This is a genomic window from Massiliimalia timonensis (genome assembly GCF_900186585.1).
Classification (GTDB): Bacteria; Bacillota; Clostridia; order Oscillospirales; family Ruminococcaceae; genus Massiliimalia; species Massiliimalia timonensis.
In genome coordinates this window covers 51,224-75,406 of sequence record NZ_FYDD01000003.1, presented here as the reverse complement: position 1 = coordinate 75,406, position 24,183 = coordinate 51,224, and the positions used below count along the sequence as shown (strand labels likewise).

17 protein-coding genes are annotated in these 24,183 nt (G+C 44.6%); 7 read left to right on the top strand and 10 right to left on the bottom strand.

From position 1 onward, the window contains the following. Window positions 1-6: 6 nt before the first annotated feature. From carB to gdhA, 9 genes are all read right to left on the bottom strand, one after another. On the bottom strand, window positions 7-3,186 hold the full coding sequence (gene carB, locus CIB36_RS02305) for a carbamoyl-phosphate synthase large subunit (RefSeq protein ID WP_093988010.1): 3,180 nt from the start codon (window positions 3,184-3,186) through the stop codon (window positions 7-9). Beyond that, a complete protein-coding gene (gene carA / locus CIB36_RS02300; protein WP_203226422.1) occupies window positions 3,179-4,276 on the bottom strand; it encodes a glutamine-hydrolyzing carbamoyl-phosphate synthase small subunit in 1,098 nt (365 codons plus the stop codon). Before carA ends, carB begins: the two co-directional genes overlap by 8 nt. A gap of 20 nt (window positions 4,277-4,296) precedes the next feature. Continuing rightward, a complete protein-coding gene (gene purF, locus CIB36_RS02295; protein WP_093988009.1) occupies window positions 4,297-5,724 on the bottom strand; it encodes an amidophosphoribosyltransferase in 1,428 nt (475 codons plus the stop codon). Then, entirely contained in the window at window positions 5,721-7,334 is a 1,614-nt protein-coding gene (locus tag CIB36_RS02290) for a CTP synthase (RefSeq protein ID WP_093988008.1), read from the bottom strand. Before CIB36_RS02290 ends, purF begins: the two co-directional genes overlap by 4 nt. Window positions 7,335-7,488: 154 nt before the next feature. Beyond that, window positions 7,489-9,069, bottom strand: a complete 1,581-nt coding sequence (gene asnB / locus CIB36_RS02285) for an asparagine synthase B (RefSeq protein ID WP_093988007.1) — start codon at window positions 9,067-9,069, stop codon at window positions 7,489-7,491. Window positions 9,070-9,344: 275 nt separating this feature from the next. Continuing rightward, window positions 9,345-9,512, bottom strand: a complete 168-nt coding sequence (locus CIB36_RS13215) for a hypothetical protein (protein WP_158662551.1) — start codon at window positions 9,510-9,512, stop codon at window positions 9,345-9,347. Window positions 9,513-9,532: 20 nt separating this feature from the next. Continuing rightward, the gene (locus CIB36_RS02280; protein ID WP_093988944.1) at window positions 9,533-11,266 is read right to left on the bottom strand and encodes an ammonium transporter; all 1,734 of its coding nucleotides are present in this window, start codon (window positions 11,264-11,266) and stop codon (window positions 9,533-9,535) included. Window positions 11,267-11,308: 42 nt separating this feature from the next. Continuing rightward, window positions 11,309-13,405 carry a glutamine synthetase III family protein gene (locus CIB36_RS02275; protein ID WP_093988006.1) on the bottom strand — a complete coding sequence of 699 codons (2,097 nt, stop codon included), beginning with the start codon at window positions 13,403-13,405 and terminating at the stop codon, window positions 11,309-11,311. A 92-nt stretch (window positions 13,406-13,497) separates the two neighbouring features. Continuing rightward, window positions 13,498-14,832, bottom strand: a complete 1,335-nt coding sequence (gene gdhA / locus CIB36_RS02270) for an NADP-specific glutamate dehydrogenase (RefSeq protein ID WP_093988005.1) — start codon at window positions 14,830-14,832, stop codon at window positions 13,498-13,500. Window positions 14,833-15,194: 362 nt separating this feature from the next. Between gdhA and CIB36_RS02265 the strand changes: the two genes are divergently transcribed. The 7 genes from CIB36_RS02265 to CIB36_RS02235 are packed head-to-tail and all read left to right on the top strand — an operon-like array spanning window position 15,195 to window position 22,064. Continuing rightward, a complete protein-coding gene (locus tag CIB36_RS02265) occupies window positions 15,195-16,292 on the top strand; it encodes a class II glutamine amidotransferase (RefSeq protein WP_093988004.1) in 1,098 nt (365 codons plus the stop codon). Next, window positions 16,292-17,797 carry a glutamate synthase-related protein gene (locus CIB36_RS02260; RefSeq protein ID WP_093988003.1) on the top strand — a complete coding sequence of 502 codons (1,506 nt, stop codon included), beginning with the start codon at window positions 16,292-16,294 and terminating at the stop codon, window positions 17,795-17,797. Before CIB36_RS02265 ends, CIB36_RS02260 begins: the two co-directional genes overlap by 1 nt. Before the next feature lie 11 nt (window positions 17,798-17,808). Further along, window positions 17,809-18,237, top strand: a complete 429-nt coding sequence (locus CIB36_RS02255; protein ID WP_093988002.1) for a 4Fe-4S dicluster domain-containing protein — start codon at window positions 17,809-17,811, stop codon at window positions 18,235-18,237. Window positions 18,238-18,241: 4 nt separating this feature from the next. Then, the gene (locus tag CIB36_RS02250) at window positions 18,242-19,489 is read left to right on the top strand and encodes an NAD(P)/FAD-dependent oxidoreductase (RefSeq protein ID WP_093988001.1); all 1,248 of its coding nucleotides are present in this window, start codon (window positions 18,242-18,244) and stop codon (window positions 19,487-19,489) included. A gap of 4 nt (window positions 19,490-19,493) precedes the next feature. Beyond that, window positions 19,494-20,213, top strand: a complete 720-nt coding sequence (locus CIB36_RS02245; protein ID WP_093988943.1) for a GltB/FmdC/FwdC-like GXGXG domain-containing protein — start codon at window positions 19,494-19,496, stop codon at window positions 20,211-20,213. 17 nt (window positions 20,214-20,230) lie between these two features. Then, complete coding sequence (locus CIB36_RS02240; protein WP_093988000.1) at window positions 20,231-21,442, top strand: glutamine synthetase family protein; 1,212 nt, start codon at window positions 20,231-20,233, stop codon at window positions 21,440-21,442. 37 nt (window positions 21,443-21,479) lie between these two features. Beyond that, complete coding sequence (locus CIB36_RS02235; protein ID WP_093987999.1) at window positions 21,480-22,064, top strand: ANTAR domain-containing response regulator; 585 nt, start codon at window positions 21,480-21,482, stop codon at window positions 22,062-22,064. 492 nt (window positions 22,065-22,556) lie between these two features. On the opposite strand, the gene CIB36_RS02225 is transcribed toward CIB36_RS02235, so the two are convergent. Continuing rightward, a complete protein-coding gene (locus CIB36_RS02225) occupies window positions 22,557-24,158 on the bottom strand; it encodes a recombinase family protein (RefSeq protein WP_093987998.1) in 1,602 nt (533 codons plus the stop codon). Window positions 24,159-24,183: the final 25 nt, after the last annotated feature.

Below are 24,183 nucleotides of genomic sequence, written 5' to 3'. Positions count from 1 at the left end.
TACCTCCTATGAATCGATCGTTGAGATCCCTATTGTTGTTTCTTCTAACACATCCAGCAGAACCTTAACGGTATCAAGGGATGTGAGCATTGTAATATTGTTTTCAGTTGCACAGCGGCGGATCGCAACGCCATCTTCGTAATGTATTCCCGAAAGGATGGCACGAGTGCAGATCACATAGCTTACATATCCTGCTCTGATGGATTCCAGTATTTCTTCGCTGCCTTCGCTGAGCTTGCGGCGTATTCTTGTGCGAATACCGTGGGCCTTTAAAAAGTCTGCCGTACCGATGGTTGCCTCAATATTAAAGCCGAGATCATAAAATCTTTTCACAAGCGGCAATGCTTCTTCCTTGTCCTCATCAGCAAGCGTCACAAAGACTGTACCGTAATTCTGCAGGTGGATCCCGGAGGCCGCCATTGCTTTAAACATTGCACGGTGTATTTTTTTGTCATATCCAATAGCTTCTCCTGTGGATTTCATTTCGGGCGACAAATAGGCATCCATACCGTGGAGCTTTGAGAAAGAAAATGCCGGAACTTTGACATAAAAGCGTTCTCTTTCTTTGGGATAGATTTCGGTAAATCCTTGTTCTTTCAAGCTTTTTCCAAGAATCACAAGGGTCGCAATATCCGCAAGGCTGTATCCCGTAGCCTTTGAGAGAAACGGAACTGTTCTGGAGGAACGAGGGTTAAGCTCTATGATATACACATTTTCTTCTTCATCGACAATGAACTGAATATTGTAAAGCCCTACAATGCCGATCCCAAGCCCAAGTTTTTTCGTGTAGTCAATGATTTTACCCTTTACCTTATCCGAAATACTAAAGGACGGGTAAACGCTGATAGAATCGCCTGAATGAACCCCAGTGCGCTCTACAAGCTCCATAATCCCGGGAATAAATACATTTTCCCCATCACATATGGCATCTATCTCAACCTCTTTGCCGCGCAGATATTTGTCCACCAAAACGGGTTTGTCCTCGTCGATCTCTACCGCAGTTTTCAGATAGTGGCATAGCTGCTCCGGCTTTGCTACAATTTGCATTGCTCTGCCTCCAAGCACAAAGCTGGGGCGAACCAAAACAGGATAACCGATTTCCTCGGCCGCGCGAAGACCTTCCTCGATATTCGTAACAGCCTTGCCTTTTGGCTGAGGAATGGAAAGAGAGGCGAGAATCTTTTCAAAAGCCTCCCGGTTTTCGGCTTTATCAATGGCGTGCTTATCCGTTCCAATAATAGGTACGCCACGCTTTGCCAGAGGCTCCGCGAGGTTAATTGCCGTTTGACCGCCAAGGGTAGCAATGACCCCAAACGGTTTCTCCAGCTCGATGATATTCATAACATCCTCGACACAAAGCGGTTCAAAATACAGCTTGTCCGAACAGGTGTAATCGGTTGACACCGTTTCGGGATTGTTGTTGATAATAATGGCTTCAAAGCCCGACGCTTTGATCGTTTGAACAGCATGGACCGTTGAATAGTCAAACTCCACGCCCTGGCCAATACGGATAGGCCCCGAGCCAAGCACAATGACCTTTTTCTTATCGGACACCACCGATTCATTCTCATCGGCATAGGTGGAGTAGAAATACGGGATATAGCTTTTAAATTCTGAAGCACAGGTATCGATCATTTTATATACAGGAATAATGGCGGCATTTTTTCGTTCTTCAAAGACCGCCTGCTCATTTGTGTTCCAAAGCCTTGCGATTTCTTCATCAGAAAAGCCCATTTTCTTGGCTTTTAAAAGCGCTTTCGCACTGTGGGGATATTTCACAAGGCTGGTTTCCATATTTACAATGTTCCGAAGCTTTTCAAGAAAAAACAAATCAATGGCAGTCACCTCGTTGATTTGTTGCGTGCTACAGCCTTTTCTAAAAAGCTCTGCAATAGCATAAATGCGATCATCTGTGCCAATTTTGATATAGCCAAGCAATTCATCTGCGCCTATATCATCAAACTTGCGGTGGTGCAGATGGCATAATCCGATTTCAAGAGAACGAATCGCCTTGAGTATACTCTCTTCCACTGTTCTGCCGACGCTCATGACCTCACCGGTCGCTTTCATTTGGGTACTGAGCGCGTTGCTTGCATCCGTAAATTTATCAAAAGGGAACCGGGGCATTTTTGTTACCACATAATCCAAAGCCGGTTCAAAGGAGGCCGGCGTGTTGGCAATACGGATTTCATCCAAGGTCATACCCACGCCAATTTTTGCGGATACTCTTGCAATGGGGTATCCGCTGGCTTTGGAAGCAAGGGCGGAGGAACGGGAAACTCTCGGATTGACCTCGATGAGATAATACTGAAACGACTTCGGATCAAGGGCAAACTGCACATTACACCCGCCTTCGATCTTTAGGGCACGAATGACTTTGAGGGCGCTGTTCCGAAGCATCTGATATTCTTTATTGGTCAGCGTTTGAGAGGGGCAAACAACAATGGAATCTCCCGTATGGATACCGACAGGATCAAGGTTTTCCATGTTGCAAACAGTGATCGCCGTATCATTGGCGTCCCGAATCACCTCGTACTCAATTTCCTTATATCCTTTTATGCTCTTTTCAATCAGAACCTGATGTACAGGAGAGAGCGCGAGGGCATTTTTCATCAGCGGCAACAATTCTTCTTCATTATCGGCAAAGCCGCCGCCTGTACCGCCAAGGGTAAAGGCAGGACGAAGCACTACAGGAAAACCGATAGCCTTTGCAGCCTTTAATCCTTCTTCTGCGGAGGTGGCAATATCAGATGGTAAAACGGGTTCTCCCAATTCCTCGCAAAGTTCCTTAAACAGTTCGCGGTCCTCGGCACGCTCGATGCTGCTGCTTTTCGTGCCGAGAAGCTTTACCCGGCATTCGGCAAGCACACCCTTCTTTTCAAGCTGCATGGCAAGGTTAAGCCCGGTTTGGCCCCCAATCCCTGGCAAAATAGCGTCGGGGCGCTCATGGCGAACGATCTTTGAGATGTATTCTAAGGTCAGAGGTTCCATATACACCTTATCCGCAATGCTGGTATCGGTCATGATGGTAGCAGGATTGGAGTTGCAGAGGACGACCTCATATCCTTCTTCTTTAAGCGCAAGGCAAGCCTGTGTGCCCGCATAGTCAAATTCTGCCGCCTGACCGATAACAATAGGACCGGAACCGATGACAAGGACTTTTTTAATATCTGTTCTTTTAGGCATTTTCCTTTACCTCCTGCATCATTTCAATAAATCGGTCAAACAAATAACCGCTGTCCTCCGGGCCGGGGGCACTTTCAGGATGATACTGTACTGAAAACACCTTGTCCTTTTCGCAGGCAACACCCTCTACGGTGTTATCCAACAGGTTGATATGTGTTACCTCAAGCGGCGTATGCTTCAGGCTATCGCTGTCCACCGCATAGGAGTGGTTTTGTGATGTGATTTCTATCTTTCCCGTCTGCATATTTTTGACAGGATGGTTACCGCCGCGGTGTCCGAATTTCAGCTTATAGCACTCTGCGCCGTAGGAAAGGCAAATAATCTGATGGCCAAGACAAATTCCAAAAGTTGGATATTCTCCGTGCAGTTCACGAATCGTCTTAATTACCTCCGGCACATCCTTGGGGTCGCCGGGACCATTGGAAATAAATACGCCGTCGGGGCCCAATTTTCTAATATATTCAGCGGTAGTATTATATGGAACAACCGTTACCGCACATTTTCTCTGATTCAATGAGCGAACTATATTCTGCTTCATGCCGCAGTCAATGGCGGCTATATGAAATTTTGGATTCCGGGTATTTGCATGATAGCTTTCTTTAGGTGAAACTTTTGACACCGCATCTGTAGGAATGTCGAACTTTTCGAGAATTTTCATTCCATCTTCTTTTGAAGTTGAAATATCTGTAATCAGCACCTTTCGGCTGCCAAAATCTCGGATATACCGAGTAAGCTTTCTTGTATCGACCCCATAGATCCCCGGGATGCAATACTGTTCCATAATTTTTCCAAGGGTCGCCGTACTCCTGAAGTTTGATGGGGTATCATTATACTCGCCTACAATGAAGGCGCCAAGAGTAGGATGCTTTGTTTCGTAATCTTCCTCTGTCATACCGTAATTGCCGATAAGCGGATAGGTCATCACGACCGCTTGGTAGGTATAGGAGGGGTCGGACAAAATTTCCTGATATCCAACCATAGAAGTATTGAACACGATTTCGCAAACCTTATCGCAGGTGTCCCCGAAGGAATACCCGAGATATTCGTTACCATCTTCAAAAACTAGTTTTCTATTAAATTCTTTCAGCATACTCTATACCTCGCATATCTTTATTTCCTTTTGTTTTTCGAAGACAGTTTTTGCTCAAAACGGTCTTTGCGTGTATCGCTTGGGACAGGCGTTGGATAACATCCATCAAAACAAGCGCTGCAATAGCCGCCGTTTCCTATCATGGCCTTTAGTTCTTCTGTTGGCAGATATCCAAGAGCGTTTGCCCCAATGATATCCGCTATTTCTGATACAGAATGCCTACAAGCGATCAAATGCTCTTCGGAGTCAATGTCTGTGCCGTAATAGCAAGGGTGTAAAAATGGCGGAGAAGATATTCTCAAATAGATCTCCTCAGCTCCCGCATCACGAAGCAGTTTCACAATTCTTCCGCTTGTTGTTCCTCTGACAATAGAATCATCTACGAGAACAACTCGTTTGCCTCTGACATTTTCCTCGATCGCAGATAGCTTGATTTTCACCTGATCAAGCCGGCTGGACTGTCCGGGAGAGATAAAGGTCCTGCCAATATACTTATTCTTGATAAGGCCAATAGCGTATGGAATTCCGGATGCTTTACTGTAACCAAGCGCGGCGTCAAGCCCCGAATCAGGAACGCCGATCACAACATCAGCTTCTATCGGGTGATGCTTTGCCAGGATCTCTCCTGCTCTAAATCTTGCAGCGTGGACCGGAATACCGTCTATCACCGAATCAGGCCGTGCAAAATAGATATATTCAAATGAGCAAAGCTTTTTACTCTTTTTCCCGCAATGCTCGGTACGTGATACCACGCCGTTTCGGTCAAAAACAAGAATTTCACCGGGCAGGACATCTCGTATTACCTCGGCGCCTACTGCCTTTAACGCCGTACTTTCCGATGCAGCTACATACATACCATCAGCTGTTTTTCCATAGCAGAGAGGTCTGAAACCGTAGGGGTCCCTTGCACAGATCAGCTTTTGCGGTGACATCAGAACAATAGAATATGCGCCGTCTAAAACGTCCATAGCTCTGCTGACGGCTTCTTCAATAGAACCACAGGTAAGACGCTCTTTTGTAACAATATAGGCAATGGTTTCGGTATCGCTTGTGGTGTGAAAGATGGCTCCTGACATTTCTAATTCGTTTCTAAGCTTTACCGCATTACTTAAATTCCCGTTATGGGCAATCGCCATTTTGCCCTTTTGATGATTAACCTCGATGGGCTGGCAGTTATTTCGGTTTGTTCCTCCCGTTGTACCATAGCGCACATGACCTACCGCCATTTGACCGCTTGGCAACGATGTAAGAATATTTCTCGAAAAAACTTCTCCAACAAGTCCCAGATCCTTATGTGAGGTAAACACCCCATCATCGTTTACAACGATCCCACAGCTTTCCTGTCCTCTATGCTGCAAAGCATATAAGCCGTAATATACAACGCTTGATATGTCAAGAGTATAAGGAGAAAACACCCCAAACACACCGCATTCTTCGTGAATACTCATATACGCGTTCCTTTCAAATGTCCAATAGCAGCACCGATGAACCCTTGAAACAGCGGATGCGGTTTATTGGGCCGGCTTTTGAATTCGGGATGATACTGAACGCCGATATAAAAATCTCTATCGGTGAGTTCAACCGTTTCTACCAATCTTCCATCGGGTGATGTGCCTGCCAGCGTAAGCCCTGCCTTTTCAAACCTATCACGATAATCGTTATTAAATTCATATCTGTGCCGGTGCCTCTCACTGATTTCAGATAAGCCATAGCATTTTTCCAGCGCAGTACCGCTTTTGACTTTACAAGGATATGCGCCGAGGCGGAGCGTACCTCCTTTATCCACCTCATCACTCTGTCCCGGCATAAAGTCAATGACCTTATTTGCACAGGCCTCGTCAAATTCACCGGAGTTGGCATCGTGAATTCCTAAAACATTTCTCGCATACTCAATGACCGCAATTTGCATACCAAGGCAAATGCCGAAATAGGGAACCCTATGTTCTCTTGCATATTTTGCGGCAAGAATCATACCTTGGATCCCTCTGTCTCCAAAGCCGCCCGGAACAATGATGCCATCAACATCAGCGAGCTTTTCATCTGCATTTTCTATGGTGATTTGTTCTGAATCTATCCAATGGATCTTAATATGTGTATTGTGGTAATATCCGGCATGATGGAGCGCTTCCGCCACCGATAAATATGCGTCGTGAAGTTCTGTATATTTACCAACCAAACCGATTTTCACGCACTCCGTGCGCGCCTTGATCCGCTCTACCATTGCGATCCAGCTCTTCAGGTCGGGCTCATCTGTCCCAAGCCCCAATTCTCTGCATACGACCTTGGAAAAGTTCGCCTTTTCCAGCATCAGCGGCGCTTCGTAGAGAACAGGCAATGTAATGTTTTCTATTACGCAGTCCGGTTTTACATTACAGAACATAGATATTTTTTTGAAGATAGCTTCTTCAAGCGGCTTGTCACAGCGAAGAACAATAATGTCCGGATCGATGCCCATCCCCCTAAGCTCTTTTACTGAGTGCTGCGTGGGTTTCGATTTATGTTCATCCGAACCACTTAAAAAAGGAACAAGGGTCACGTGAATAAACAGACTATTTTCATGCCCTACCTCAAGAGAGATTTGCCTGACTGCCTCCAAAAAAGGCTGGGATTCAATATCGCCGATCGTGCCACCGATTTCAGTAATGACCACATCCGCATCAGTCTGCTTTCCAACACGGTAAACAAAGGCCTTGATTTCATCGGTGATATGCGGGATCACCTGAACAGTTGAACCAAGATATTCGCCTCGGCGCTCTTTATTCAGAACATTCCAATATACCTTACCGGTTGTAAGATTAGAAAACTGATTCAAGTTTTCATCAATAAACCGTTCGTAATGTCCCAGATCCAGGTCGGTTTCGGCGCCGTCTTCTGTCACATATACCTCACCGTGCTGATAGGGGCTCATTGTGCCCGGGTCAACATTGATATATGGATCAAGCTTTTGCGCCGCTACTTTCAATCCTCTTGCCTTTAATAATCTGCCGAGCGACGCGGCTGTAATGCCTTTTCCAAGACCGGACACAACGCCGCCCGTCACAAAAATATATTTCGTCATAGTATTATCCCTCACTCTTCTTCCACTGTTATCGGAGGCTTTGATACGACATCGTAGACACCCTTACCTTATGCCATTTGTTTCATTTTATAAGCCTTTTTCGCCTTGCCTTATACATCAGTTTTTGTTTTTGATAATCATGAACTTCTTTCTTTTATTTTCCACTGTCACCATAGTTGGAAAGAACACGGGCAGAGGGATCGTTAACATTGCAGCCGTCCCATTCCTTATTGGGCATCCAAAAATCAACGATCATCTGTGCCTGATGGGGGTAGTATTTTTCAAACAATTCTCTATACAGCAAGGATTCTTTTGTAAACGGCTTTGCATGCCTGTATTTTTCACAGCCTGCCTTAAACGTTTCATCAGCATAGGTACTTTCGGCAAGCTCTTTCAGATAATCCACCATAGAATGGCCGACGGCATCGGAAAAGGCCGCTTTTTCGCGCCACAGAATTTCATCAGGCAGATAGCCGCCGTCTTCAAAGGCGTGACGGAGCAGGTATTTGCCCTTTCCATATTTGTTCAGCTTCATTTCGGGATCAATCGCCATTACATATTTCACAAAATCCAAATCTCCAAATGGAACACGGGCTTCCAAAGAGTTTACCGAAATGCATCTGTCTGCACGAAGCACATCATACATATGCAGCTCACGAATTCGCTTTTGTGATTCTTCTTGAAACGCTTTCGCATTCGGTGCAAAATCCGTGTATTTATAGCCAAACAGTTCATCGGAGATTTCTCCTGTCAGAAGCACGCGAATATCCGTTGTTTCATGGATAGCCCTGCAGATCAAATACATGCCAATACTGGCCCTAATGGTAGTAATATCAAAGGTGCCAAGAATATAAACGACCTGCTCCAAGGCGGAAAGCACATCGTCTTTGGTGATGATAATCTCTCTGTGGTCGCTGCCGATATAATCGGCAGCCTGTTTTGCATATTTTAGGTCAATTGCATCCTCGCTCATTCCAATAGCAAAGGTCTTGATCGGTTCATGACTTTTCTTGGCGGCAATGGCGCACACAAGAGAGGAATCCAACCCCCCAGAAAGAAGAAACCCTACCTTTGCATCCGCAACAAGCCGTTTTTCAACGCCGCGGACAAGTTTCTCCCTGATATTTTTACATACGGTATCCAAATCATCGCGAACAACCGTCTCTGCCTTGGCAATATCACAATAACAAACGAATTCTCCGTCTTTATAGTAATGGCCGGGAGGGAACGGCATGATCTTATCTGCAAGTCCTACAAGGTTTTTGGCTTCACTGGCGAAAAGGATCGTACCAGCTTTATCGTAGCCGTAATACAAAGGACGGATACCAATTGGGTCACGGGCCGCAATGTATTCCTCTTTTTCCCCATCATAAAGAACGAGGGCAAATTCCGCATCCAACATAGAGAACATTTCTATGCCGTATTCTTGATACAGCGGAAGCAATATTTCGCAGTCCGACTCGCTTTTAAAGGTGTACTTTTCGGACAGTTTCTTTTTAAACCGTTCAAACCCATAGATCTCCCCGTTGCACACCAAATAACTCTTTTCAAGGCAAAAAGGCTGCATTCCTTCCGGATGTAGCCCCATGATTGCTAAACGGTGAAAGCCGAGGAGACCTTTTCCCGTATCAATTATTTTGCTGTCGTCAGGTCCTCTGGAAATAGTTTTCTCAAAGCCTCTCCTAAATGCTTTTAATGTTGCGGATGTACCGCAATAGCCCATAATAGAACACATATGTATATCCTCCAATAAAACAATATTCAGCCTCCTATAGGGCGAGCGCTGTTCTCGCGGTACCACCTATATTTGTTCTCTGAAAGCTTCTTGACAAAGCTCTGCCTACTAACGCAAGGTTATGCGGCGCACCTACTAAATCTCCATTTTTCAGATTGCAGCTCGACCGGTGTTATTCGCACAGGATCTACTATATGGCTCTCACTATCCCATACTCGCTGTAAGCGATCCCCTGTGTTACTTCTCCTGTCTCAAACGCTTTTGATTATGGGGGCCTAGTCCCAAGAGGTCGTGTTCAAGCAATACTCGTTGGATACGCCTGTGTCATTTTCCAAAAACGCCTTTTTGTACAGTTCGGAAATTTCAGGCTGTCCGATTTGAATTTTTTGTGTTTGCTCGGTAAAAAGAATATAGCCAGTGTCTTTCATTGTTTCATTTTTCATCATAAATCCATCCTTTCAGTTTACTCTACATCCTGCAGAGCGTCATAACCTTCTTCACCGGTACGCACCTTAACGATGTTTTCCACGTCATAGACAAAGATTTTTCCGTCGCCGATGTGACCGGTATACAGTACTCTTTTTGCAGTTTCAATTACACTGCGGACAGGAACCTTGCTTACAACAATATCCACCTGAATTTTTGGAAGCAAATTGGCATCTACCGGAACGCCACGGTAGTATTCAGGTTTTCCTTTCTGTACGCCGCAGCCGAGAACATGGGATACAGTCATACCGGTAATCCCAATATCCATCATAGCTGCTTTCAAAGCCTCAAAGCGGGATTCCTTGCAGACGATTTCCACTTTCGTGAATTTCTGAGCGTCTTCTTCAAACGCAGGAACCTTTTTAACCGGTACTGCTTCCGCCACAGGAACGGCCCCTTTAACCGCCACCGCCGATTCGTATCCATAAGAAAGGCTCTCTACAGCCGGGACAAAGTCAGCATATGCGCTTGGAAGCCCATGCTCCGTGCTGTCAAGGCCTTTTATCTCTTCTTCAGCAGAAACTCGGAGGCCTACTGTCTTTTTGATAATAAAGAATGCAACTGTCATAAGAACGGCAGTCCACGCAAGGACAGAAATGATACCGACAAGCTGAACACCGAGGAGTTTGGCACTTCCAGTGTAGAAAAGCCCGTTTAGGCCGGCAGGTGCTGCGGGACTGGCAAGCAGTCCAACTGCAATTGTGCCCCAAACGCCATTTGCAAGATGGACTCCGACTGCACCAACCGGATCATCAATATGAAGCTTCAGATCGAGAACCTCTACTACAACAACCACAAGAATACCGGAGACAATACCTACGATAACTGATCCAAAAGCATCCAACGCGTCACAGCCTGCGGTTATACCGACCAGTCCCGCAAGGGAGGCATTCAGGCACATAGAAACATCAGGCTTGCCATTTTTAATCCATGTAAAAATCATTGTTGTACAGGTAGCAACAGCAGGTGCGATAGTTGTTGTCAAAAAGATGGAAGCAAGGGAGGTTCCGTCCCATGCAGCTGCACCGTTAAATCCGTACCAGCCAAACCAGAGGATAAAGCAGCCTAACGCACCAAGCGTGATGGAATGGCCAGGAATTGCATTTACTTTTTTCACCTTACCCGACTTGTCTTTGATATATTTACCAAGACGAGGGCCAACCATAATCGCACCAATCAACGCTGTAATACCTCCAACCGAGTGAATTGCAGCAGAACCTGCGAAATCGTGGAACCCAAGCTGTACAAGCCAACCCTGGGAGTTCCAAATCCAGCCTGCCTCGACGGGATAGACGAAAAGTGAAATAACCGCGGAGTAAATACAGTAGGAAACAAATTTCGTCCTTTCCGCCATTGAGCCGGAAACAATAGTTGCGGCAGTCGCACAGAACACCAGATTAAAAACAAAGCTGGAGGCGTTTTCTTTGATAAAGCCGCCAAAATCAGTAAAGATATTCAGATTTGGAATGCCGATTAACCCAAAAATATAATCCTCAGCCATCATCAGGCTAAATCCGATAAAAACAAATGCAACCGTTCCGATGCAAAAGTCCATCAAGTTTTTCATGATGATGTTGCCGGCATTTTTGGCTCTGGTGAAACCTGTTTCTACCATTGCAAAGCCAGCCTGCATAAAGAATACAAGGGCGGCTCCTATCAAGAACCATACGCCGAATACCTCGGAAGTAACGGCCTCCTTTACAAACCCCATAATGCTTGTAGCATCCACAAAAACCATCTCCTTAAAGATTATTTATCTGACTCCAAACAGCAGATCCCCATAAGTCGGGAACGGCCAGTACTTTTTAGACGTCAATACTTCTGCCTCATCGCAAGCAGCACGCAATTCCTCCATCCTATTGATAAGAATATCTCGGATCGCAGCGGATTCCGTCACGACATTGTCGCACAGCCCTATCTGATCGATCCCGCTTTCGAGTTCGTCTGTCGCAGTAGAAATACGCTCTGTCAGTGCAGAAAGATTTTTGAGCAAATTGCTCTCATAAGAACAGGAAATATCATCCGATACGGACTTCTTGAGCGCTGCCGTTTTTGCGATCTCCTTTACATAAATTTCCACAGCCGGAGCAATTTCCCTTCTTGCCATGCTTACCATAGTATTTGCCTCAATAAGAACCGTCTTACAGTAGTTTTCAAGGGTAATCTCCATACGGGACTTGAGTTCCGCTTCTGTGAAGACCTTATGGGAGGTCAGCATATCTACATTCTTCTTGTCGAGAAGATGAGGAATACAATCTGCTGTGGTACGATAATTACACAGACCCCTCTTTTCAGTAGCTTCTTTGATCCAGATGTCGTCATACCCGTTACCGTTGAAGATGATCCTCTTATGATCCTTAATAGTTTTACGAATCATTTCGTGAAGAGCCGTTTCAAAGTTCTCGGCGTTTTCCAAACGGTCTGCGTAGACCTTAAGGGATTCAGCGACCGCCGCATTCAGCATAATGTTCGCACAAGCAATACTGTTAGAGGAGCCAAGCATACGGAACTCAAACTTGTTTCCGGTGAAAGCAAAGGGTGAGGTACGGTTACGGTCTGTGGTATCTTTCGTAAATTGTGGAAGCACATTTACACCAAGCTTCATAACTTGTTTGCCAGCAGCGTTATATGGGGTGTTGGCTTCGATCGCTTCCAAAATGGCATTCAGTTCATCACCAAGGAACATGGAAACCACTGCTGGAGGCGCTTCGTTTGCTCCTAACCGGTGGTCATTGCCAGCTGTAGCAACAGAGATGCGGAGCAGGTCCTGATAATCATCCACTGCTTTTATAACAGCACAGAGGAACAGCAGAAACTGTGCGTTTTCATAAGGAGTTTTACCGGGCGCAAGCAGATTTACACCAGTATCGGTAGTGATAGACCAGTTATTATGCTTTCCGCTTCCGTTGACGCCCGCAAAAGGTTTTTCGTGGAGAAGGCAGACAAGGCCGTGTTTTGCAGCAACCTTCTGCATAATTTCCATAGTCAGCTGGTTGTGGTCTGTCGCCACATTGGTTGTCGTATAAATTGGCGCAAGCTCATGCTGCGCAGGAGCAACTTCATTGTGTTCTGTCTTTGCAAGAATACCTAACTTCCATAATTCATGATTCAAATCATCCATAAAGGCCGCCACACGGGGCTTGATAACGCCAAAATAATGGTCGTCCATTTCCTGCCCCTTGGGAGACTTTGCGCCAAACAGAGTTCTTCCGGTGAAAATCAAATCCTGTCGCTTATTATACATTTCTCTATCTACAAGGAAATATTCCTGCTCAGGGCCTACCGAGGTTTTCACGCACTTAACGGTGTTATCGCCAAACAGGCGAATAATGCGCATAGCCTGCTTGTTCAGGGCCTCCATAGAACGAAGCAGCGGAGTCTTCTTGTCCAAAGCTTCACCGCCATAAGAACAGAACGCCGTGGGAATACAAAGCGTCTTGCCTTTGATGAAAGCATAAGAGGTTGGGTCCCAAGCGGTATAACCTCTTGCTTCAAAGGTTGCGCGAAGACCGCCTGACGGAAAAGAAGAAGCGTCCGGCTCGCCTTTGATCAGTTCTTTCCCCGAAAACTCCATAATCACACCGCCATCGGGTGAGGGAGAAATAAAGCTATCATGTTTTTCAGCCGTAATTCCGGTAAGGGGCTGAAACCAGTGCGTATAATGGGTCGCACCGTTCTCTACCGCCCAATCTTTCATCGCCGCAGCCACAGCATTTGCCACACTGATATCCAAATCCTCTCCCTCGTCGATCGTTTTCTTAAGGGAGTTATATACCTTTGCTGACAGGGTTGCTTTCATTACCCTATCGTCAAAAACCTTGCTTCCGAAAATTTCTGTTACTGCGCTCATTGTAGAGTCCCCCTTCAAAATATAAAGGCAAAGACACCTGTATCCATACAAGATTTGTCAGACGTCTTTGCCTTTCCCTTTACATATTCAGATTAAACGATACCTTGTGCAGTCATAGCGTCAACGACCTTCTCAAAACCAGCAATATTGGCGCCCGCAACATAGTTATGATCCATACCATATTTTTTGGCCGCAGCGTCCAGATTATGGAACAGGTCGATCATGATCTGTTTGAGTCTTGCATCTACCTTTTCAAAAGACCAGTGAAGTCTTTCGCTGTTTTGGGACATTTCCAAAGCAGAAGTCGCCACGCCTCCAGCATTTGCAGCTTTCCCGGGAAGGAACAAAACGCCGTTTGCTTGCAGATATTCGGTTGCTTCCAGCGTAGTCGGCATGTTTGCACCTTCGCAAACTGCAATAACACCATTTTTAACAAGCAGTTTTGCATTCTCCAAATCAAGCTCATTTTGTGTGGCACAAGGAAGCGCAATGTCAGATTTTACCGCCCACACGCCTTTTCCTTTGTGATATTCGGAATTCGGACGGTATTTTTTATATTCCGTTAACCGCTGACGTTTCACTTCTTTGATCTCCTTCAGTGCTGCGACATCAATTCCGTCCGAATCATATACCCAACCATCAGAATCGGAACAGGTCACAACCTTTGCTCCCATTTGTTCTGCTTTTTCAATCGCATAAATTGCCACATTGCCGGAGCCGGAAACGGTGACGGTTTTACCCTCGACATTGTGACCGTTGCATTTGAGCATTTCTTCGGTAATATAAAGGAGCCCATAGCCGGTCGCTTCTGTTCTTGCGAGAGAACCACCGTAGGACAATCCCTTTCCGGTCAACACACCCTCAAAGAGTCCCCGGATCCTTTTGTATTGTCCGAACATATATCCAATTTCACGAGCACCGGTGCCAATATCTCCAGCAGGGACATCTGTATCCGCACCGACATATTTATACAACTCCAGCATAAAGCTTTGGCAGAACGCCATGATCTCACGATCGGATTTCCCTTTAGGATCAAAGTTGGAACCGCCCTTGCCCCCGCCGATCGGAAGACCGGTCAATGAATTTTTGAAGATCTGTTCAAATCCCAGAAATTTAATGATTCCAAGATTAACAGACGGATGCAAACGTAAGCCGCCTTTATAGGGACCGATCGCACTATTGAACTGAACACGATATCCAGTATTGACATGGACCTGTCCGTTATCGTCAATCCACGGAACACGGAACTTGATTTGACGTTCCGGATTCACAAGCCGTTCCAAAAGCGCATCTCTTCTGAATGCTTTCTCATTGGCATCCACTACTACTCGCAGGGAATCCAGAACCTCCTTAACTGCTTGGTGGAACTCCGGTTCCGCTGGGTTTTCTTTGATCACTTGTTCGATGATTTCATCAACATATGACATCTTGCATCCTCCTCTTGAAAACAAAAAAGCGCCTTTAAGGGTATCAAACCACTTAAAGACGCCTTTGCCTTTTCCTTATTATTGAATTCGATAAAAAAGAGAGCGACCCCGAGAAATGAATCCCGAAGACGCCCTTGCCTTCAACATTGACTATTTTATCACGATAAAATGCTCTTGTCAACCCCTTTTTGCAAGACTTTTTTAAAAACTTGCAAAATATTTTCCTTGTCTATTGACAAACCGACGATAAAAGTATATGATAAAAGACAAGATGAGCAAAGGCGTTCATTTTAGAACAGGACGAGTTCCCTGTACTAAAATGAGCGCCTTTGCTTTTTTAGCAAGAAAGGAAGGCAAGCGTTATGAATCATATTGAAGGTCAAGTACGCATCCCCTCCGGTTGCGCGATTGCCGCAGTGATTTCCAAGGACGGAAACAAAATGACCGGAGAAAAGATCATTGAATCGATGAAACCGATGCACGACCGTTCCAATGGACTTGGCGGGGGTTTTGCCGCATACGGTATTTATCCGGAATATAGGGAATTTTATGCTTTGCATATGTTCTTTAATGATAGAGCTTCCCGCAAGAATTGCGAGGGGGTTTTAAAAGAGTATTTTGAAATTGTAAAATCTGAGATCATTCCCACAAGGAAAATTCCATCCATTACCGATGAACCCATTATATGGCGATACTTTGTGGCCCCGCTTCGTTCTATGCTTGTAAATCTTCAGCTTGATGAAAAAGAATATGTGACACGCTCGGTAATGAAGATCAACACCGAAATGCCCGGCGCTTATGTGTTTTCAAGCGGAAAGAATATGGGAACATTTAAAGCAGTCGGATTTCCCGAAGATGTTGGCGTATTCTATAAATTAGAGGAATATGAAGCATATTCCTGGACAGCTCACGGCAGATATCCCACAAACACACCTGGTTGGTGGGGCGGTGCGCATCCTTTCACTTTGCTTGATTATTCTATTGTACATAACGGTGAAATATCTTCCTACGATGCCAACCGCCGATTTATCGAGATGTTTGGCTATAAATGTACCCTTCAAACCGATACCGAGGTCATCACCTACATCATGGACTATCTGCTCCGAGTACAAAAGCTTTCTTTAGATGAAGCAGCAAGTGTTATTGCCGCACCCTTTTGGAGCACCATTGCGGCAAAGACGGATATTTCAGAAAAAGAAAAATTAAAATATCTCCGTACTGTTTTTCCAAGTCTTCTGATTACCGGACCCTTTTCCATCGTGCTTGGCTTTAACGGTGGGCTTATGGCGCTCAATGACCGTTTGAAGCTTCGTTCTATGGTAGTTGGCGAAAAGGATGACAAGGTGTTTATTGCAAGTGAAGAAGCTGCTATCCGTATGATGGAACCAGATGCGGAGAATATCGTCTCTCCGGCAGGCGGAGAAGCAGTCATTGTTAAGGTAAAGGACGGTGCGTACTAATGGGCATAGAATTTATTTATCCTGAATTCGAAGTAATAAGGAACGACAAGCGCTGTATTGCTTGTCGTGTATGCGAACGGCAATGCGCAAACGAGGTTCATTCCTATGATGAAGATAACAAGATTATGTTGTCCGACGAGACTAAATGTGTAAACTGTCAGCGCTGTGTTGCACTCTGCCCAACGCGAGCATTGAAAATTATAAAAAGCGATTGCCAGCTCCGCGAAAATGCCAACTGGCAGGATGATACGATCAAAGAAATCTATAAGCAAGCGAACAGCGGCGGCGTATTGCTTTCCTCTATGGGAAATCCGAAGCCCATGCCGGTGTATTGGGATAAAATCCTTATAAACGCGTCGCAGGTGACAAACCCTTCGATCGACCCTCTTAGAGAGCCCATGGAAACCAAAGTTTTTCTCGGTAAAAAGCCATCGCAGGTGGAGAAAGATGAAAACGGACAGATCATCTGCCAATTAGAACCACAGCTTGAACTTTCTATGCCGGTTATGTTCTCTGCAATGAGCTACGGGTCAATCAGCTATAACGCCCATAAATCATTGGCAACCGCTGCGAGGCATCTCGGAGTTCTCTATAACACCGGTGAAGGCGGTCTGCACGAAGATTTTTATTGTTATGGTGAAAACACGATCGTACAGGTTGCATCCGGCCGTTTTGGTGTTCACAAGGATTATCTGGAAGCCGGTGCCGCTATTGAGATCAAGATGGGACAAGGTGCAAAGCCCGGTATAGGAGGACATCTTCCCGGCACGAAAATTGTTGGGGATGTTTCCCGTACTCGTATGATTCCCGAAGGTTCGGATGCTATCTCCCCGGCGCCGCATCATGATATTTACTCGATTGAGGATTTGAGGCAGCTTGTCTACTCTTTGAAGGAAGCTACCGGATATAAAAAACCAATTATTGTCAAGGTTGCCGCTGTGCATAACATTGCCGCCATTGCAAGCGGAATTGCCCGAAGTGGTGCAGATATTATCGCTATTGACGGCTTTCGCGGCGGTACAGGAGCAGCGCCTACCAGAATTCGTGATAACGTGGGGATCCCGATCGAGCTAGCTTTGGCCTCGGTAGATAAACGCCTTCGTGACGAGGGGATCCGGAACAACGTTTCTATTGTTGTTGGCGGTAGTATTCGCAATGCTGCAGATATAGTAAAGGCTATTGCCCTTGGCGCAGATGCTTGTTATATCGCTACGGCTGCTCTTCTGGCACTTGGCTGCCACCTTTGCCGTACCTGTCAAAGCGGCAGGTGTAACTGGGGCATTGCCACACAACGCCCCGAGCTTGTAAAACGTCTTAATCCTGAAATAGGCTGTGAACGCCTCGTCAACTTAATGAATGCCTGGCGTCATGAAATCAAGGAACTAATGGGCGGCATGGGGATCAATTCCATTGAAGCATTAAGGGGAAACCGTTTGATGCTTCGTGGTATCGGGCTAACAGACAAAGAACTTGAGATCCTTGGCATATCTCACGCCGGAGAATAAGGGGTGATTGTATGAAACGAGTATATGTGAATGAAGCGTGGTGCCTTGGATGCCACCTGTGTGAATATAACTGTGCCTTTGCCAACTCCGGGTTGTCTGATATGGTGAAAGCGCTAAAGGGCAAAAAACTTTTCCCGAGGATCTCGGTAGACGGCAAGGACAAAATCAGTTTTGCTGTTTCCTGCCGTCATTGCAATGATCCTTTGTGTGTAAAATGCTGTATTTCGGGCGCTTTACACACAGACAATGGGCGTGTCTGCATCGACAAAACAAAGTGTGTGGGATGTCTTTCCTGCATTATGGCTTGCCCTTATGGGGCGCTTTCGGTTTCTGAAAATGGGACAGCGCAAAAATGTGAACTGTGTTTGGAAAACACCTGTGGAGAGCCTGCCTGTGTCAAGGGCTGTCCAAACAGGGCAATTGTATATGAAGAGAGGTGAGCCCATGAAACAGTATGTAATTATCGGCAATGGTATAGCCGCCGCTGGATGTATTGAGGGTATTCGCAGCATAGATACAGAAAGCCATATTGTTGTCGTTTCTAAAGAAAGTCAGCCTGTGTACTGCCGTCCTCTTATCTCCTATTATCTTGAAGGAAAAACGACGCTTGATAAAATTGGATATCGTCCTGATGACTTCTACCAAAAAAATGGATGTGAGGTTCTCTACCATGAAACCGCCATCCAAATTGATCATGAAAACAAAGCAGTTGTGTTGTCAAAAGGCAGCACGGTTCCGTTTTCTGAATTATGCATTGCTACTGGTTCATCACCTTTTGTTCCACCCTTTGATGGATTGGATTCTGTGAAGAATCACTTTTCCTTTATAACATTGGAGGACGCCTTCGCGCTTGAAAAAGCGATTTCACCGGATTCCAGGGTTCTCATTATCGGTGCGGGACTGATTGGATTAAAATGTGCGGAAGGCTTGCACGACCGAGTAAAAAGTATTATGGTGTGTGACCTTGCAGATAAGATCCTGTCCAGTATTCTTGACCAAGACACCGCCCCGATGGTACAGAAGTTTCTCGAAATGCATGGCATTGATTTTTGCCTGTCGGATAGCGTGGTTCGATTTGATGGAAACAAGGCTATTATGAAAAGCGGAAAGGTTATTGATTTTGATATCCTTGTTACAGCAGTCGGCGTTAGGGCAAACACAGCTTTGATCGCAGAAATCGGCGGAACAGTAAATCGTGGTATTGTTGTAAACAGTGAAATGCGAACAAGCCTTGATAATGTATATGCAGCAGGAGATTGTACAGAAGGATTCGATCTTTCTTTTGGGGACAATCGTGTACTTGCACTGCTCCCCAACGCATATATACAGGGCTTTACCGCGGGTATTAATATGGCAGGCGGAACGAAGTCGTTTGACAATGCGATCCCTATGAATTCTATTGGCATTTTGGGCTTGCACGTTATGACGGCCGGCAGTTACACCAGTGAAAAAGACGGCGGAACAGTCTACATGCAAAAGGACGATACATCCTGTAAAAAATTCTTTGTGCGTGATGGCTTATTGAAAGGATATATCTTGGTGGATAAGGTAGAGAGAGGCGGTATTTATACCTCTTTGATCCGGGAGCAAACTCCCCTTGAAACCGTTGACTTTGATTTATTAAAAGAAAATGCGAGTTTTATGGCATTTTCTTCTGAAAGCCGTAGAAAAAAGTTTGGAGATGTGGTATAATATTATGTTATTTGATGTTAAAGGTCTTGATCACAAAACGCTGAACCAAAAGGTTCGTTCATTTGATACGAATATAACAATCTCCGGATGCTGTGGGCAGCGCTTCATCGCCGCGGGGATGAAGGACAAGCATATTACAATCAACGGAATTCCCGGCAATGCACTAGGCGCCTATCTTGACGGCGCTACCATTGAGGTGAATGGCAATGCCCAGGATGCCGTAGGAGATACGATGAATGATGGAAAAATCATTATTCACGGCAGTATTGGAGATGCCGCAGGCTACGCCATGCGCGGTGGAAAAATTTATATTCAGGGAGATGCTGGTTATCGGGCAGGTATCCACATGAAAGCATACAAGGACAAGATCCCTGTCATGATTATCGGTGGAAAAGCAGGTAGCTTTCTTGGGGAATATCAAGCCGGAGGTATCATTATGGTTCTTGGAATGAGTCATACTGAACGTAGAATCGTCGGTAATTTTCCCTGTACCGGAATGCATGGTGGAAAAATCATTCTCAGAGGTAATATAGATCATATTACTTTTCCAAAAAATGTCTGTGCGAAATCTGCAACCGAGGAGGATATAGAAAGTCTCCGTCCCGAACTCACCGAATTCTGCGAAGTGTTCGGCTGTGATATAAAAAAGATAATAAATTCAGAGTTTACTGTCGTCACACCCGACAGTAAAAACCCATACGAGCAAATGTATGTGGCAAATTGAAGAAAAGAGGTAATCTTATGAAGTATTCAAAGGACGAGGTAAAGCAGTATATCAAGGAGGATGATGTAAAATTCATTAGACTTGCTTTCTGCGATGTGTTCGGAAAACAGAAAAATATATCTATTATGCCGGAGGAACTGGACCGAGCCTTTGAATACGGCATCGCTTTCGATGCATCTTCTATCGAAGGATATGGAGATGAAACACATTCGGATTTGTTCCTCAAGCCGGATAGCCAAACTCTAATGGTACTTCCCTGGCGTCCGGAGCATGGTAAGGTCGTCAGGATGTTCAGTGATGTCACATATCCCTTCGGCAAACCTTATGAATGCGATACTCGTTATTTACTGAAGAAAGCAATGCAGGCCGCTGATGATGCAGGGGTGTCTTTCTACTTCGGTGCAGAGCAGGAATTCTATCTTTTTGAGCTTGACCAAAACGGCAAGCCTACAAAAATCCCTTATGATGATGCGGGATATATGGATGTCGCTCCTGAAGACAGGGGAGAAAACATCCGTAGGGAAATCTGTTTAACTTTAGAGCAAATGGGTATTCGCCCGGAAAGCTCTCATCACGAAGGCGGACCGGGACAAAACGAAATAGATTTCCGGTATTCTGACCCGCTTACCGCCGCGGACAATGTTCTGACCTTTCAAACTATCGTCAAAACAGTCGCTCGCCGCAACGGGCTTTGTGCTGACTTTTCGCCTAAGCCGCTTAAAAATCATCCCGGCAACGGTTTTCATATCAATATGTCAATTAAGTCTAAAGATGGAACCGATGAGCTGCCTCACATGATCGCAGGGGTTCTTGAAAAAGCATCGGAAATGACAGCATTTCTAAACCCGACAGAGGAATCCTACCTGCGTTTCGGACACAACAGAGCTCCTCGTTACATTTCCTGGTCCAGCGAAAACAGAAGCCAGCTTGTCCGTATACCTGCAGCTCACGGTGAATATCGTCGGGCAGAACTGCGTTCTCCCGACCCGACATCCAATCCCTATCTTGCCTTTGCTTTAATTATTTATGCCGGACTATATGGAATTAAGAACAAACTTGATATGCCGAGGGTAGTGGATCAAAACCTGTTCAAAGCCAATGCGGATTTGATTTCTACATTACAGAAGCTTCCTGATTCTTTGGCTGAAGCTTGTTTGCTTGCGAAACAAAGTAAGTTTATTGCAGAATATGTTCCCGCTGCTGTTTTGGACATTTATTGCAGCAAATAAATTATGATCAAATAAATTTGAAGGGAGAGACTATTATATGAGCTTGAAAGAGTGCGTTTACAGCGTTCTTGTCGTCTCCGCATCAGAAAGGTTCAATGTGGCAGTCAAAGAGCTGCTCCCTTCTTCCGGATATCAGCCAGTACATATAGCGACCAATGTCAGCGAAGCAAAGCGATATATTGCAGCACGGGAAGTTGATTTTGTAATTATTAACTCCCCTTTACCGGATGAATCGGGCACTCGTTTCGCGATTGATTGTTGTCGATCACAAACAACTGTCGTACTTATCCTCTCTCGCTCTGACGTTCACGCAGAGGTGCATGATAAAGTCGCAGAACATGGGGTATTTACACTTTCCAAGCCAACAAGCAAAAATCTACTACTGCAGGCGCTCAGTTGGATGTCTAGCACAAGAGAACGCCTGAGAAAAATGGAACAGAAAACGTCTTCTATTGAAGAACGAATGGAAGAAATCCGTATCGTAAACCGTGCAAAATGCTTACTTATCAGCAAACTGAAGATGACGGAACCGGAAGCACATCATTACATAGAAAAAAATGCTATGGATAACTGCATACGAAAAAAGGAAGCCGCCGAAAATATTATTCATCTTTATTCCTGAACAAACAAAGTGGGCAAAATGTTTGGCTTTACCATAATTTCTCGTTCCTGTATCTCCGCTTCACAGACTCGAGAATTTCCTTTTGGAAACTCTCAGAATATCCATTCATTCCAAGAATCAAAAGAAAAGGACAGCACAAATGTGCTGTCCTTTTCTTTTAGCTCACTCTGTTCGGATAGCTCCAAGCCGAACAGACGACTACTGCAAAAGAACAAATACTCGTTACACTCGCATTGTTCCGACAGCCGCTGCCGTTCGGACAACTGTTGAAACACAGGGCAGGCTTTCCGTACCAGGCAAAAGAAAGTAAAAAAAGAAGCAGAGATTTTTCTCTGCTTCTTTTTTTGGCTCCCCCTGTCTGGCTCGAACAGACGACCCTGCGGTTAACAGCCGCATGCTCTACCATTGTTGCGTTTACAACCGAAAAACTGTCGGAAGATTTTTAATTTCATTATGTGGATATTCTTAGCCAAGAGTTCTCAATAGGTTAAGTTAAACTGCCATATAAATGCTTGCTTCATTTCCCCATTCATTACAAAACTGTTTGTAAGTCATGTTCAACTCAACTGAAACTTTATAATCTCGACCCACTTCTACACGTTTAAATAATTGACAAGCAATCATTTTTTTCTGTTCCAGAGTTGCAGTATCAAATTCATCTGCCCAGCTTTTGAATTGATTATAAGCTGACGTAATTAAATCAACGCTGGATTTCTTGTTTTCTTCTTCATCTTGAAGTTTAACCAATTTATTTTCTACTGCTGAAATTTTTTCCTTTAACACTGTAATTGCTTGTGATAAATCCTCTGGTGAATAAACGCTATCTCCTGTTAGCGATTTCCCAATTTCCATTTGTAGTTTAGCAAGTTGGTCTTTGCTCTTTGATATTTCAAGAGTTGCTTTTTTCTGTTCAGCACGATTTCTGGCTATTTGCTGTTTAAATAATAGTTGCAGCTTTTCTTCTTCCGGTGCTCCGGTCATACAACTAAACAATTTACGGATAATCTGAGTTATGATCTTATCAATCTGATCTGCTTGATAGGTTGTCTGTCCATCGCACTCACATAACTTTCGACTTTTATGATAGCAGGCATATTTGGCTTGTTCCACGGAATATTCCGACCCATCTGCACGAATATATCTGTCTGTATAACGAATTGTTACAAGCCGACTGCCACAATGAGCACAAAAGACATTTCCAGAAAGTAAGGCTTTTCCTTTAGTGTTTCGTGCAACATGTCTTTTCTCTTCATTCTTCATATTACGTTGATCCAAAATAAACCCGATCTGTTTAGCCATATCATCACTACGGATTCTGAGTTTCTGCAATGCCTCAGAAGTTCTCCCATCAGGAAGTATCCCACAGTAATAAGAATCTCTTAAAATACGAATAATTTTCATACTTGTAAATCCTTTCCCTGTATGTGTTTTATATCCGTGTTCATTCAGATATTGCGCCATTCTCCACGAACCATATCCATTATGTACTGTCATATCATCAATCAGATGTATTACCGCTTCTTCGGCTGGGTCAATTTCCAATTTTTTAATAGGCTGCCCTTTTTTATTAACTAACCCGCTGTCTACTAAACGATAGCCGAATTTGACTGGTCCGCCAGTATAAAGACCTGCTATCTCCATCTGTTCCATGCTGTTTTTAATACGCATAGAAGTTTTCTGACTTTCACCAGAAGCCTGCCAATAACGCAGATAATTCATTAGTTTGTCAACATGATTATCAAATCGCTGTTGTCCCTCCTGAACACTCCAGACTTCTATTCCATGTTTTACAAACCACTCAACTACAAAGGGTGTTTCATCATCAATACGACCAATACGATCAAACATAAACACAAGCAAAACATCAAATTCATTTTTTACTGCCGCGTCTTTAAGCTCTTGTATGGCATCTCGATTCTGTGCCGATACCTTATAGCCAGAAACACCTTTTTCAGAAAATTCCTTTAAAATACTCCAATCATTCTGTCTAATAACAAAATCATGGCAAGCATTTTTTTGCATTGGAATATCATTTTCATTTTTATCAACCTGTTTCTTTGTAGATACTCTATAAAGACAATAAACCCGTTTCAATTTACTTCCTCCCGTATATTACAAT

Coding starts and splice junctions, on each gene's coding strand:
- CIB36_RS02235 (WP_093987999.1), top strand. CDS start 21,480: ATGAGCTTGAAAGAGTGCGTTTACAGCGTTCTTGTCGTCTCCGCATCA.
- CIB36_RS02255 (WP_093988002.1), top strand. CDS start 17,809: ATGAAACGAGTATATGTGAATGAAGCGTGGTGCCTTGGATGCCACCTG.
- asnB (WP_093988007.1), bottom strand. CDS start 9,069: ATGTGTTCTATTATGGGCTATTGCGGTACATCCGCAACATTAAAAGCA.
- CIB36_RS02260 (WP_093988003.1), top strand. CDS start 16,292: ATGGGCATAGAATTTATTTATCCTGAATTCGAAGTAATAAGGAACGAC.
- CIB36_RS02290 (WP_093988008.1), bottom strand. CDS start 7,334: ATGACGAAATATATTTTTGTGACGGGCGGCGTTGTGTCCGGTCTTGGA.
- carA (WP_203226422.1), bottom strand. CDS start 4,276: ATGCTGAAAGAATTTAATAGAAAACTAGTTTTTGAAGATGGTAACGAA.
- CIB36_RS02275 (WP_093988006.1), bottom strand. CDS start 13,405: ATGAGCGCAGTAACAGAAATTTTCGGAAGCAAGGTTTTTGACGATAGG.
- CIB36_RS13215 (WP_158662551.1), bottom strand. CDS start 9,512: ATGAAAAATGAAACAATGAAAGACACTGGCTATATTCTTTTTACCGAG.
- CIB36_RS02250 (WP_093988001.1), top strand. CDS start 18,242: ATGAAACAGTATGTAATTATCGGCAATGGTATAGCCGCCGCTGGATGT.
- CIB36_RS02245 (WP_093988943.1), top strand. CDS start 19,494: ATGTTATTTGATGTTAAAGGTCTTGATCACAAAACGCTGAACCAAAAG.
- gdhA (WP_093988005.1), bottom strand. CDS start 14,832: ATGTCATATGTTGATGAAATCATCGAACAAGTGATCAAAGAAAACCCA.
- CIB36_RS02265 (WP_093988004.1), top strand. CDS start 15,195: ATGAATCATATTGAAGGTCAAGTACGCATCCCCTCCGGTTGCGCGATT.
- CIB36_RS02280 (WP_093988944.1), bottom strand. CDS start 11,266: ATGGGGTTTGTAAAGGAGGCCGTTACTTCCGAGGTATTCGGCGTATGG.
- CIB36_RS02240 (WP_093988000.1), top strand. CDS start 20,231: ATGAAGTATTCAAAGGACGAGGTAAAGCAGTATATCAAGGAGGATGAT.
- carB (WP_093988010.1), bottom strand. CDS start 3,186: ATGCCTAAAAGAACAGATATTAAAAAAGTCCTTGTCATCGGTTCCGGT.
- purF (WP_093988009.1), bottom strand. CDS start 5,724: ATGAGTATTCACGAAGAATGCGGTGTGTTTGGGGTGTTTTCTCCTTAT.